Annotated in this window: 11 protein-coding genes; 5 read left to right on the top strand and 6 right to left on the bottom strand. The window is 61.7% G+C overall.

What is annotated here, in order from left to right; all coding sequences use genetic code 11:
* Positions 1-29 precede the first annotated feature (29 nt).
* The 3 genes from VGG47_RS08695 to VGG47_RS08685 form a co-directional block, all read right to left on the bottom strand.
* Complete coding sequence (locus tag VGG47_RS08695) at positions 30-1061, bottom strand: aldo/keto reductase (protein WP_331537516.1); 1032 nt, start codon at positions 1059-1061, stop codon at positions 30-32.
* A 252-nt stretch (positions 1062-1313) separates the two neighbouring features.
* Complete coding sequence (locus tag VGG47_RS08690) at positions 1314-2612, bottom strand: c-type cytochrome (RefSeq protein ID WP_331537514.1); 1299 nt, start codon at positions 2610-2612, stop codon at positions 1314-1316.
* A 13-nt stretch (positions 2613-2625) separates the two neighbouring features.
* Complete coding sequence (locus tag VGG47_RS08685; protein WP_331537512.1) at positions 2626-4305, bottom strand: pyrroloquinoline quinone-dependent dehydrogenase; 1680 nt, start codon at positions 4303-4305, stop codon at positions 2626-2628.
* Between the two features lie 448 nt (positions 4306-4753).
* Here VGG47_RS08685 and VGG47_RS08680 point away from each other — a divergent pair, with 448 nt between their 5' ends.
* Both VGG47_RS08680 and VGG47_RS08675 read left to right on the top strand, forming a co-directional pair.
* On the top strand, positions 4754-6382 hold the full coding sequence (locus VGG47_RS08680) for an acyl-CoA dehydrogenase family protein (RefSeq protein WP_331537510.1): 1629 nt from the start codon (positions 4754-4756) through the stop codon (positions 6380-6382).
* Between the two features lie 234 nt (positions 6383-6616).
* On the top strand, positions 6617-7690 hold the full coding sequence (locus VGG47_RS08675) for a tartrate dehydrogenase (protein ID WP_331537508.1): 1074 nt from the start codon (positions 6617-6619) through the stop codon (positions 7688-7690).
* Positions 7691-7834: 144 nt separating this feature from the next.
* Here VGG47_RS08675 and VGG47_RS08670 read toward each other — a convergent pair whose 3' ends face one another.
* Positions 7835-8581, bottom strand: coding sequence for an SDR family oxidoreductase (locus tag VGG47_RS08670; protein WP_331537507.1), 747 nt, complete (start codon positions 8579-8581; stop codon positions 7835-7837).
* 235 nt (positions 8582-8816) lie between these two features.
* Between VGG47_RS08670 and VGG47_RS08665 the strand changes: the two genes are divergently transcribed.
* On the top strand, positions 8817-9314 hold the full coding sequence (locus tag VGG47_RS08665) for a DUF2147 domain-containing protein (protein WP_331537505.1): 498 nt from the start codon (positions 8817-8819) through the stop codon (positions 9312-9314).
* A gap of 66 nt (positions 9315-9380) precedes the next feature.
* Here VGG47_RS08665 and VGG47_RS08660 read toward each other — a convergent pair whose 3' ends face one another.
* A complete protein-coding gene (locus VGG47_RS08660) occupies positions 9381-9644 on the bottom strand; it encodes a hypothetical protein (RefSeq protein WP_331537503.1) in 264 nt (87 codons plus the stop codon).
* On the opposite strand from VGG47_RS08660, the gene VGG47_RS08655 reads away from it, so the two are divergent.
* Both VGG47_RS08655 and VGG47_RS08650 read left to right on the top strand, forming a co-directional pair.
* Entirely contained in the window at positions 9628-10812 is a 1185-nt protein-coding gene (locus VGG47_RS08655) for a fumarylacetoacetate hydrolase family protein (protein ID WP_331537501.1), read from the top strand. The two genes, VGG47_RS08660 and VGG47_RS08655, sit on opposite strands and share 17 nt — an antisense overlap.
* Before the next feature lie 48 nt (positions 10813-10860).
* The gene (locus tag VGG47_RS08650) at positions 10861-11679 is read left to right on the top strand and encodes an aldolase/citrate lyase family protein (RefSeq protein WP_331537499.1); all 819 of its coding nucleotides are present in this window, start codon (positions 10861-10863) and stop codon (positions 11677-11679) included.
* Positions 11680-11822: 143 nt separating this feature from the next.
* On the opposite strand, the gene VGG47_RS08645 is transcribed toward VGG47_RS08650, so the two are convergent.
* Entirely contained in the window at positions 11823-12758 is a 936-nt protein-coding gene (locus VGG47_RS08645; RefSeq protein WP_331537498.1) for an SMP-30/gluconolactonase/LRE family protein, read from the bottom strand.
* Positions 12759-12760 lie beyond the last annotated feature (2 nt).

The raw sequence follows: 12760 nt of genomic DNA, 5'->3' as shown, positions 1-12760 counted from the left end.
TTTTGTTCACAAAAAGTAGGCTCTTACTTCTACTTCTGTTGCCCGGCCTCGTTCAGCTGCGGAAAGCCGCGTTGGTGCCAGACGGGATAGGCCGGCGACACATCACTCGCCGCATCGAGCCGCGCTATCTGGTCAGCCGTCAGGGTCCAGCCGATCGCGCCGATATTCTGTACCAGCTGTGCCTCGTCGCGCGCGCCGATGATGACATTGCTCACGGTCGGGCGCTGCAGCAGCCAGTTGAGGGCGATCTGCGGAATCGTCTTGCCGGTTTCGCGCGCGACCTCGTCCAGCGCGTCGACGATCTTGAAGAGCCGCTCTTCCTCGTAATGCGGGCCGGTGCCGGCGATGTCATGCGCGCGCGTGCCGGGCTGTGCGGGCTGGCCGCGGCGGATCTTGCCGGTGAGCTTGCCCCAGCCGAGCGGGCTCCAGATCAGCGCGCCGATGCCCTGGTCGCGCCCGAGCGGCATCAGCTCCCACTCATAGTCGCGGTTCAGCAGCGAGTAATACACCTGATGCGCGACATGGCGCGGATAGCCGTAGCGGTCCGCGGCGGCGAGGGATTTCATCATGTGCCAGCCGGAGAAATTCGAGCCGCCGATATAGCGTAGCTTGCCCGCGCGCACGAGCTGGTCGAGCGTCGACATCGTCTCTTCCACCGGCGTGTTGTAGTCCTGGCCATGCAGCTGCAGCAGGTCGATCGTTTCCACCTGCAGACGCTTGAGGCTCTTTTCCACGGCTTCGATGAGGTGCTGGCGCGACGAGCCGAAATCATTCGGGCCGTCTCCGGTGGGGAAGGTGACTTTCGTGGAAATAAGCAGCTTTTCGCGTTTGCCCTTGATCGCCTGGCCGAGAATCTCCTCCGCCAGGCCGTTGGAGTAGCCATCCGCGGTGTCGAACAGGGAGACGCCGTGGTCGAGGCAGACGTCGATCAGGCGTTCCGCGCCCTTCACATCGGTTGATCCCCAGGCCTTGAAAAAATCGTTCGCGCCGCCGAAAGTCGCGGTGCCGTAGCTCAATACCGGCACGCGCAGGCCGGAGTGACCAAGTCTGCGATATTCCATTTTTTGCTCCTTAAGGGTGCTTGAACCTGCGACATGTGGTGATTCGCGCAGGTTTCCAGAGCCAAGACGGAATTTTATCTGACGGAATGTTAGGCAAACAACAGGAAGAGGCCGCTTTTTGAAAAAAGCGGCGCAAAAACCTTTATGAATGCTGGGCCATGGGCGTTGTCGGCGCCAACGCCCATGGCCCAGGTTAGCAAAGTTTTTTTGCTACTTTTTGTTCACAAAAAGTAGTCTTCCCCTTCGCTTTCCTTAATGCACGGCGCAGACGCCGTTGGCATCGGGCGTGCCGCTGGGGGCGCTGGGCGGGCCCATAGTGACCTTCTGCAAGGAGGGCTCATCCTGCGTCGGGAATGGTTTCGCGCCGGCCGGATAGCAATTGGCGGCCAGCAGATAGGCCAGCACATTGGCGTATTGCGTATCCGACAGCGAGCCGGGATTGCTGAGCGGCATATTCTGCGTCGCGATCGTGCGGATGATCGACACGGTGTATTTGTCGCTGACGGCGGTTGTTTGGAAATCCTTGCCGGCGAGGGCCGGGGCGGCGACGCCCTGCAGGTTCGCGCCATGGCAGCTGGCGCAGTTCTGGGCATAGACTGCCGCGCCCGCGCTGGCCTGAGCGGCGGTGTAGAGTGCCGGAGTGCCGGACGATTCATCGGCGGTTTCGATCAGCAGTGGCGACGGGGCGTTGCTGGTGAAGTCAGCATGGAAAATGCCCGCCTCCGGCGCGGCCAACTGCGCCTCGGCATGGGTGGACGAGCACATCTGCACCACCTGCGGCGCTGCGGCGGTGTAAAAAACCAGGAGGCCGCCATGGAGACGGATTTTTGCCCCGCCCGGATTGTCGATGCCGGCACTGCCGATGCTGGAGAGCGGCACCGCCCGATACGAGAGATAACCCTGATACACGCCGAACCCGGCGCGCTGCGGCGCCGTGCAGCCATTCTCCACGGCGGCCCCATCGGTGACGGCAAGGGCGGTGTTGGCGAGCGCGCCGGACAGGCCGCCGAGTGAATCATAGCCGCCGGCGTGGCCTTCAGCGACCACGAGATCGGTCAGCGCCTGCGAGGACGAGAGCTCATACCCGTCGAGGTCATCGGCCTTGCCGGCGTCCTGCAGCGCGCTGACGGCGGCCTGGGCGTTGACCAGAACGCCGTGCAGGCCCGGCACCCAGGGCGGGCTGCTGACACGGTCCAGCAACTGGTTCACATGGCCGATCGCCCCCGCTGCATCGCCGGGATTGGGCGCCTGGGCATTGAAGGCGGCATCCTGGCTGCCGACCAGGGCGTTGATCGCGCTGGCCGCCGCGGTTTTGTAAGACCCCGGGCCGGAGCTGGTGGCCTCTTCCGCGTGCATGATCGTGGTGATCGCGGCCTGCAGGTCGGTGAGCGCCGCGACGGCCTGGGCATGATCGGCTTCATAGGGACCAGAATGATTTTCCGCCTGGGCCGGAACCGGCATCATCACCGACGCGGCGGTGAACCCGATCGCGGTGAGGAGAACATGAAAGCCGGTGCGGGGCGCCCTGATCTTCGCGTGCAGTCTCATCATTCTGGTCCTTGTGTCAGTGTGAAACGGCAAACATCGTCAGCATGGTGCCGGCATTACTGGTCGACATCTCCGGCAGCTGCTGGTTGCCGGCCGGGCCGGAGGCCACCGCCACATAGTCGGTGCCGTCCTCAGTGAACAAAACCGGCGGCGCGATGATCGGCGAGCCGGTGTTGTAGCTCCACAGTTTTTGGCCGGTCTTGGCATCGAACGCCGCGAAATCATTGTTCAGCAGCCCGGTGAAGACCACGCCGCTACCGGTGCTCAGCGCCCCGGCCGCCATCGGCAGCTTGTCATGGTAGCGCCAGGCGAACACGCCGGTATCGACGTTGATCGCGTTCAGCTGCCCGGTGCTCGGGCCGACGAAGGTGGGGAACGCACCGCCGAGATAGAACTGCCCGGCGATGTAGACGACGTTCTTGGTGGCGTGCCAGTAGCCGCATTCATTGCTGCTGGGCAGGTACACCATGTTCGTCTGCGGATCGTAGCTGCCGCCGTTGAACTCGACGCCGCCATTGGTGTTCGGGCAGGCGGTGTTGCCTTTCAGCGAGGGCTCGGAATTCTGGTTGTATTGCATGCTGACCTGCAGATGGTTGACCAGTTGGCCGGTGGCTGAATTGAGCAGCCAGAAATTGCCGGCCTTGTCGCCATCGGCCACCAGCTGCATGCTCTGGCCGTGCACAGTGCCGGTGAACAGCAGTGGCGGCATCGTCGGATCCCAGTCATGCGTGTCATGCGCGATGAACTGATGGTACCAGACCAGTTTCGGCGTGGCGCCGGAAATGTTCAGCGCGAGCAGAGAATTGGAATAGAGGTTGGCGCCGAGGCGCGCCGGACCGTTGAAATCGGGCTGCGGGTTGCCGGCATTGGCGTAGAGCATGCCGGTCTGCGGATCGATGCCCATCTGTGTCCACACTGCCGCGCCGCCCTGTTTCCAGGAATCGCCGGACCAGGTGTTGTGGCCTTTCTCGCCGGGGCCGGGCACGGTGTTGAACTGCCAGATGCGCCGGCCGGTTTGCGGATCAAAGGCGGAGATATTGCCCAGCCCGCCCCAGTCGCCGTTGGCGACGCCGAGCAGCAATTCATCCTTGCCGGTGGTGGGGTTATGATACGGGATCGGTGCCATGGTGTAGAACGAGTTCGTGGTGTCCGCCACGTCGACCACGTCGAAAACCGTCTTTCCGGTCTCGGCGTCGAGCGCCACCAGACGCCCGTCCAGCGTGGCGATATAAACCTTGCCGTCGAGCAAAGCGACGCCGCGATTGGCGGCGAAGGCGATGACATGCGGGTTGTCCTGGAATTCCCATTTCAGTTGGCCGGTCTTGGCGTCGATCGCATAGACATGGTCGTGCGCGGAGGTGACGTAAACAGTGCCGTGCCAGACCATCGGCGTCGCTTCGATCGGCCCGTTATCGCTGATCTTGAACGTCCAGACCGGCTTCAGGCCTTTGACATTGTCGGGCGTGATCGTGCTGTCGGCGACGTAACGGTTGTTATCGTAGCCTTTGCCGGTGAGGATCCAGCTGCTGTTATCGCTATGCGCCTTAACAAAATCCTGGATGGTTGGCGTCGCGCCGGAATTTTGCGGAGCGCCCGCGGGAAGGGCGAACGCTTGCCCTGCCGTGAGGGCCAGGACGGCCGCGCCGGACAAAATTTTCATGCGGAAGCCGAGGTCAGATCGCTTCGTGTTCGCCACGGTTGTTGCTCCTGATCGTTGATTGTCGTTGATGGTTTTTGATTTTTATTGACGGATCAGCCGTGTTGGAAACGCGCCGCCATTTTGCGGTGGCCGATCATTCGAGGGGGAATTAAATTGCGGCTAGTCTCTGTGTTTTTTCTAACGCGGACGGTGTTTTTATAAGAGTCCGATAGAGCGGAGCGTTTTCAGAGTCAAGCGAGGAGACACGGATACACTGCTTCGAAAGGCTTATAATCAAAGCGCGAAAAACCGCATACGGTTGGGTAAAAGCGTGACGGGCCGAAAAGCGGAAAACATGAAACGGAAGCGTTCGTTCAATACAGTGAACCTGCGGACGAAAGGAGGTTTATTTGTTTTAGGTAGCGTTGTGAATAGAAAATTATTTATGGTGAGATTGCAAGTTCGGTTCATTCGCGCGTAAACTTTTTTTATAAAGGAAACGCCGATGTCTGGTTATGCGACAGATGAGGCTTACGCGACGCATGAGGTGCGCAATCAGCCGCCCGAGCGGGTGGGCTTCAATGCGTTCAGGACCGATCCGGCGTTAGGCGCGGCCGTGGAGGTTTTTGGTGCCGGCTGGGCGCGGGAGCGGCTGCATGAGGCGGGCGGTTTGGTGGGCTCGGCGCAGGTGCAGACATTGGCGCGGGATGCCAATCGTTTCACGCCGGAACTGCAAACGCATGACCGCTTCGGCCATCGCATCGACTGGGTGGAATTTCATCCGGCCTGGCATGAGCTGATGGGCATGGTGCGTCGCACCGGGCTGCATGCGCTGGGCTGGACCGAGACGCGGCCCGGCGCGCATGTCGCGCGGGCCGCTTTGGCCTATCTCTGGGCGCAGGGTGAGGCCGGGGTGGGGTGCCCGGCGGTGATGACGTTCGCCTCGCTCGCGGCTTTGCGACATGCGCCGGCCCTTCTGGCGGCATATGAGGCGAAGATCCTGTCGCCGGACTACGATCCCCGGCCGCTGCCGCCGGCGCAGAAACAGGCGCTCGGCGTCGCCATGGCGATGACCGAGAAGCAGGGCGGCTCGGATTTGCGGCAGACCGAGACGGTGGCCGTGGCGGCGGCGGACGGCTATCGGCTGACCGGGCATAAATGGTTTTTCTCGGTCCCCACCAGCGACCTGTTCCTGACCCTGGCGCGGACGCAGGGAGGCATCTCGTGCTTTTTGGCGCAGGGCTGGCGCGATGATGGCAGCCGGAATTTTCTGCAGCTGCAGCGCCTGAAGGACAAATGCGGCAACCGTTCCAACGCCTCGTCAGAAGTCGAGTTCCGCGGCCTGGAAGCGCAGCTCGTGGGCGCGGAGGGCAGGGGGATCGCGACGATCCTGGAAATGGCGCATCTGACGCGCATCGAATGCGCCGTGGCCTCGGCGGGATTGATCCGCCAGGCGGTGGCCGAGGCCATGCATCACGCCCGCCATCGCGTTGCCTTCCAACGGCGGCTGATCGAGCAGCCTTTGATGCGCAACGTGCTCGCGGACCTGGTGCTGGAATCGGAGGCGGCGCTGTGGCTTTCGCTGCGCGCCGCCGCGGCGCTGGATGCCAGCGCGCGCGATGAAAAAGAACGCGTGCTAAGCCGGATTCTCGCGCCGGTCGCCAAATACTGGGTTTGCAAGCGGGCCCCTGCGGTGGCGGCGGAGGCGCTGGAATGCCTCGGCGGCAATGGCTATGTCGAAGAGCACGTGCTGGCGCGGCTGTATCGTGACGCACCGCTGAACGGGCTTTGGGAAGGCTCCGGCAATGTCATCTGCCTGGATGTGCTGCGGGCGTTGCAGCGGACGCCGGAGGCGGTGTCTCTGCTCCGGCAGGAGCTTGGCCGCGTGCATCCGCTGATCGATGCGTGGCTGCTGCGGATGCCGGCACCGACGGAACAGAATGCGCGCGGCCTCACCGAGGCGCTGGCACAGGCCTGCGCCGCTTCGCTGCTGTGCCGCCACGCGCCGTCGCCGATCGCGGAAGCCTTCGTGCAGACGCGACTGGCCGGCGGTGGACGGCATTTTGGCGCCTTGCCCGCGGAGTTACCGTTTGAGGATATTTTGTGCCGCTTTTCCGGCGCTGCGGCCGCGTGAATTCACACGCAGAGGAAGCGAAGGGAAGGCTTCTTTTTGTGAACAAAAAGAAGCAAAAAAACTTTATTAATCTGGGCCATGGGCTTTGTCGCCGACACAGCCCATGGCCCAGCGGAGCCAAAAGTTTTTGCGCCGCTTTTTTCAAAAAGCGGCTGCTTTCTTCCTGGCGGGGCTGGAAATCCCGTGGCTGCCGAGTATGATCACGGGACCAGAATAACCGATCAGGGACGTCACATGCGCCAATATAATATCGCCACGATTCCCGCCGACGGCATTGGCCCGGAAGTTATTTCCGCCGGTGTCGCGGTGCTGACAAGCCTGCAGGAGCGTGTGGGCGATATCTCTCTGCAGTTCACGAATTTCGACTGGGGATCGGATTACTACAAAAAGCACGGCGTGATGATGCCCGCGGATGGTCTCGCCACCTTGAAGAAATTCGACGCGATTTTCTTTGGCGCGGTGGGCGCACCGGATGTTCCGGACCATGTGACGCTCTGGGGCTTGCGGCTGCCGATCTGCCAGGGCTTTGACCAATACGCGAATGTGCGGCCGACGAAAATTCTGCCGGGTATCTTGTCGCCGCTGCGCGATGTCGGGCCCAATGATCTCGACTGGGTGATCGTGCGCGAAAATTCCGAAGGTGAATATGCCGGCAATGGCGGCAGGACACATCGCGGCATGCCGGAGGAAGTGGGCACCGAAGTGGCCATTTTCACGCGCGTCGGCGTCACCCGCATCATGCGCTATGCGTTCCGGCTGGCGCAGTCGCGGCCACGCAAGTTCCTCACCGTGGTGACCAAATCAAACGCGCAGCGCCATGGCATGGTGATGTGGGACGAGATCGCCGCTGAAGTGGCCACGGAGTTCCCGGATGTGACCTGGGATAAGATGCTGGTCGATGCGATGACCGTGCGCATGACGCTGAAGCCGCAGAGCCTCGACACCATCGTCGCGACCAATCTGCATGCCGACATTCTCTCCGACCTCGCCGGCGCGCTGGCGGGCAGCATCGGCGTGGCGCCGACCGCGAATATCGACCCGGAGCGGCGCTTCCCCTCGATGTTCGAGCCGATCCACGGCTCGGCTTTCGACATCACCGGCAAGGGTATCGCCAATCCGGTCGCCACTTTCTGGACCGCGGTGCAGATGCTCGAGCATCTCGGCGAGGCGGCGGCCGCACAGCGGCTCATGCATGCCGTGGAACGCGTCACCAAAGCCGGCATTTTAACGCCGGATGTGGGCGGCTCGGCGACCACGAAAGAGGTGACCCAGGCCGTGATCGAGGCGATCCACAGCGCGAATATTTAACAAAGGAAAGCAGCCGCTTTTTGAAAAAAGCGGCGCAAAAACTTCTTTTATGCTGGGTCATGGGCGTTGGCAGCAACAACGCCCATGGCCCAGATTCATAAAGTTTTTTTGCTACTTTTTGTTCACAAAAAGTAGCCTTTCCTTTTAGCCACGGCCGATGAAGGGCATCTTCGTTGCCATGACGGTGACGAATTGCACGTTTGCGTCTGGCGGCAGGCTCGCCATGAAGAGGATTGTGCGGCCGACATCCGCTGCATCCATCCGCGGCTCCTGCATGATGCGGCCATCGGGCTGCAGCACGCCATTCGTCATGCGTTCGGTCATCGGTGTCGCGGCGTTGCCGATATCGATTTGTCCGCAGGCGATGTTGAAATTCCGGCCGTCGAGGGAGATGGATTTCGTCAACCCGGTGACCGCATGTTTCGTGGTGGTGTAGGCTGCGGCATGCGGGCGCGGCGTGTGCGCGGAGATCGAGCCGTTATTGATGATGCGCCCGCCTTGCGGTGTCTGGTCGCGCATCATCCGGAACGCGGCGTTAGCGCAAAGGAACATGCCGTCAAGATTGACGGCGGTCACATGTTTCCATTGTTCCCAGGTGAGGTCACCGAAATTCGTCGCCGGCACATTGCCGCCGGCATTGTTGAACAGCAGGTCGAGATGGCCGAAGGCCGACTGCGTGCGCTCGAACAGCAGCCTGACGGCGTCCGGGTCCGTGACGTCCGTCGGCACCACCAGGGCGGTTCCGGATTGGCTTAGCGCGGCGGTGGCTTCGAGTGCATCCTTCCGCCGTCCGGCCAGGGCCACTTGCCAGCCGGCCTCCAGCAGTGCCAGCGCCGCGGCGCGGCCCACGCCGGTTCCAGCACCGGTAACGATTGCTGTTTGTTTCGACATCTCTCTCTCCATTGATCCGCGGTTATACGGCAGCTTGGCGTGATCCGGGATCAACCGAAAGCCTGAAGCATGCAAAAAACTGCATGGGTGGATTGCAAAAACATGAAGACATGACCCGCAGGATTGTTGAGGAAAGCAGATACGAGCCATGCCGTAGCCCCGGATGCACACAGACGAAGAAAAGCTCATGTAAGTGCAATGATAAACCGGAGAGGAGTTTGTTGAAGTGAAACGCATGGGCTGGTTGGCTCTGCTCTTCTGTTTCGTATCGTTCGTGCCGCTGGCGTCGGCCAACGCTGCACCTCCCGCGGCCGATACGAGTTGGAAGATGTCGAGCGAAACACCCACGGGCCGCTGGATGACGTCCAGCCATGACGCGGTGATTCAGATCGCCCCTTGTGGTGTGGATGTGTGCGGCCAGATCGTGGGGATGGTGTTGGCGCCGACCGATCCGGTGCCGAGGGATTGGGCCGGCGCGAGCCAGTGCAATCTGACGATTATTCGCGCCGCACCGGAACGCCAAGATGACGGCCGGGTGATTTGGCGCGGGACGATCGTCGATCCGCGTGACGGTTCTGCTTATCATGCGCAGATGACCATCGGGGCGGATCACCAGTTGAAGCTGCGTGGTTATGTCGGCCTGCCGATTTTCGGCCAAACGCAAAACTGGACATCCTATACCGGACCTGCCGCCGCGGCGGATTGCCGGCTGAGCCAGACGCAACCGAGTTAGCTCAGGGGGGAAGGAAGGGCTTCTTTTTGTGAACAAAAAGAAGCAAAAAAACTTTATTAATTTGGGCTATGGGCGTGGTCTGTGACAACGCCCATAGCCCAGTGTAACAAAAATTTTTGCGCCGCTTTTTTCAAAAAGCGGCCGCTTTCTTGCATCTGAAACACGGCGCGGGAAAAAACCGCCGTGTTCGTCTTTTCTAGGCGCGGTTTTGGTGCTTTGATCGTCATGGGACGGGTCCACGAGAGAAATATCTAAAAAATCTGTCAGTGGATTGCCGCGAAACGCCATGCCGACAGCCGGAGAAAACCGCAAGATGACGACCGGAATCACCCTCGAGAGCCGTACGACACTGCCAACAGACCATGAACGCGCGACCCTGTTGGGGCGGGTCTGGCTTCCCGTGGTAGGGGGGCCGGCGGTTGTGGCATTGCGCGACGGTCAGGTCTGGGATGTGACAAAAGCCTTTCCGACCGTGCGCGATGTTTGCGAGGAGGCCAACCCGACTTTGGCCCTCGCTGCAGCGCCCGGCGAGCTGTGCGGCACGATTGCGGATATTTTACATAACACGTCGTCAGCGCAGCGGGATGTTGCCAAGCCCTGGTTCATCGCACCGGTCGATTTGCAGGCGATCAAGGCCGCAGGTGTCACGTTCGCCATCTCGATGCTCGAGCGGGTGATCGAGGAACGGGCGCGCGGCAATCAGGATGCGGCTGCCTCGATCCGCGCGGAGATCACCGCGATCGTCGGTAATGAGCTGCATAAGCTCAAACCGGGTTCGCCCGAGGCGCAGCGCCTGAAGGCGCATCTGATCGAACGCGGCGCCTGGAGCCAGTATCTGGAAGTGGGCATCGGGCCGGATGCGGAAATTTTCTCCAAGGCGCAGCCGATGGCGGCGGTCGGCACCGGCGCCGATGCCGGGCTGCACCGCATGTCGAGCTGGAACAATCCGGAGCCGGAGGTTGTGGTCGTGGTGTCTTCCGCCGGCAAAATCGTCGGCGCCACTTTGGGCAACGACGTCAATCTGCGCGATGTCGAAGGCCGCTCGGCGCTGCTGCTGTCGAAAGCGAAGGACAATAACGCCAGCTGTGCGATCGGGCCGTTCATCCGCCTGTTCGATGAGTATTTTTCGCTTGACGATGTGCGGCACATGGAAGTGACGCTGGTGGTCGAAGGCGAGGACGAATTTCGCATGGAAGGGTTTTCGAACCTCGCGCTGATCAGCCGTGATCCCGCGGATCTGGTCGGGCAGATGATCGGCCGGCATCACCAATACCCGGATGGCGCGGTGTTGTTTCTCGGAACCTTGTTCGCGCCGGTGGAAGACCGTGGCGCGCCCGGCAAGGGATTTACTCATAAGATCGGTGACATCGTGACGGTGGCTACGCCGCAACTCGGCGCGTTGGTGAATCGCATGCGCTATTCTGATGAGTGTCCGGCTTGGGATTTTGGCACGGGTCAGTTGATGCGCAACCTGGCGAGGCGCGGCGTGTTGAGGTGAGGCGCGCCGCGCTTGGCGGCTCGAGTTCATGTTTAGCAAGGAGGGAACATGTCGTTGGAACAAGAACAAAAAATGACCCCGGCGCTGGCCGGGTCGGTGCTGCCGCTGCCCAAAAATCATTTCAAGCACGCGATCGCGGCGGGGCGGCAGCAGATCGGGCTGTGGTGCTCGTTGCCGAGCGCCTACACCGCGGAAATGGTCGCGCCCACGGGCTTTGACTGGCTGCTGCTTGACACCGAGCACACCCCCAGCAGCGTCACCACGGTGATGTCGCAATTGCAGGCGGCTGCCCCGTACGCGGTCTCTCCCGCGGTCCGCGCGACGATTAACGATACCGCGCAGATCAAGCAACTTCTCGATGTTGGTGCGCAGACACTGTTCATTCCCTATGTCCAGTCTGCGGAGGAAGCACAGGCCGCGGTGCTGGCCATGCGCTATCCGCCGGAGGGCGTTCGCGGGGTCGCGGGCATGACGCGGGCCAGCCGTTTCGGCCGGGTCGAAAATTATTCTCAGACGGCGGCACAAGAACTCTGCCTCATCGTGCAGGTGGAAACGCAAGCTGCGCTCGATCAGCTCGAGGAAATCGCGAAGGTCGATGGCGTTGACGGCATTTTCATCGGCCCGTCCGATCTCTCCGCGAGCCTCGGCTATCCCGGAAACCAGGCGCACCCGGTGGTGAAGAAGACCATCGAGGACACCATCCGCCGGGTCCGTGCCTGCGGCAAGCCGGCGGGGATTCTCACCAACGACAAGGTCTTCGCGCGGCGCTGTATCGAAGTGGGAACCGTGTTCACCGCGGTCGGGGTCGATGTCGCGCTTCTCGTCCGTAGCGCCGAGGCTTTGGCGCAGGAGTTTCAGACCCGTTAGAAAGAAGAGGAGGCTACTTTTTGTGAACAAAAAGTAGCAAAAAAACTTTATTAATCTGGGCCATGGGCATTGTCGCTGACAACGCCCATGGCCCAGCGGAGCAAAAGTTTTTGCGCCGCTTTTTTCAAAAAGCGGCCGCTTTCTTAAACCGCGCCCTGGGTATTCACATAAAGCGCGTAGAGAGCATGGCCCGCGGCCATGAAAAGCCGGTTGCGCTTGGCGCCGCCGAAGCAGACGTTGGCGCTGCGTTCCGGCAAGGCGATACGGCCGATGGCGACACCAGCCGGATTGAACACCATCACGCCATCGAGCTCGGGCGTGCCCATGCCCCATCCGGCCCAGATATTGCCGTGAATGTCGCAGCGCATGCCATCCGGCGTACCCGGCCCGGCATCGACGAAGATCCGGTTGTTCGCCAGCGTCGCGCCGTTGCGCACGTCGAAGGCGCGGATTTTCCGGGTCGGATCGCCGCGCGATTCCACCACGTAGAGCAGGTTTTCATCGGGGGAAAAGCACAGCCCGTTCGGCCCGGCGACGTCATCGGCGACGATGCTCGCCGCACCGCTTTGCGGGTCGATCCGATAGACGCAGGCGGGCACTTCGGACTCGGCGATCGTGCCTTCATATTCGCTGCCCAGCCCGAAGGGCGGGTCGGTGAACCAGATGCTGCCATCGGATTTCACCACCACGTCGTTGGGCGAGTTCAGCCGCTTGCCCTGCCAGTGATCCATCAGCACGGTGATGCTGCCATCGTATTCCGTGCGGGTGACACGGCGGCTGCCGTGCTCGCAGGTGATCAGCCGCCCCTGGCGGTCGCGCGTGTTGCCGTTGGCGTTGTTGGAGGGGGCGCGGAACACGCTCGCCTGGCCGGTGGTTTCGTTCCAGCGCATGATGCGGTTGTTGGGAATGTCGCTCCACAGCAGATAACGCCCGTCGCCAAACCAGACCGGCCCTTCGCCCCAGCGCGTGCCGGTGGCGAGACGCTCGACGCTCGCATTGAACAGGCGGTATTTCAGGAAACTCGGGTCCAGAACCTCGATCGCGGGGTCGGGATAACGCGGCGGAAGATCGGAAAACATTT

This window comes from Acidocella sp., assembly GCF_036489515.1.
Taxonomy (GTDB): domain Bacteria; phylum Pseudomonadota; class Alphaproteobacteria; order Acetobacterales; family Acetobacteraceae; genus Acidocella.
Note: the sequence above shows the minus strand (reverse complement) of the source record. Positions and strands in the feature narration are given on the sequence as shown.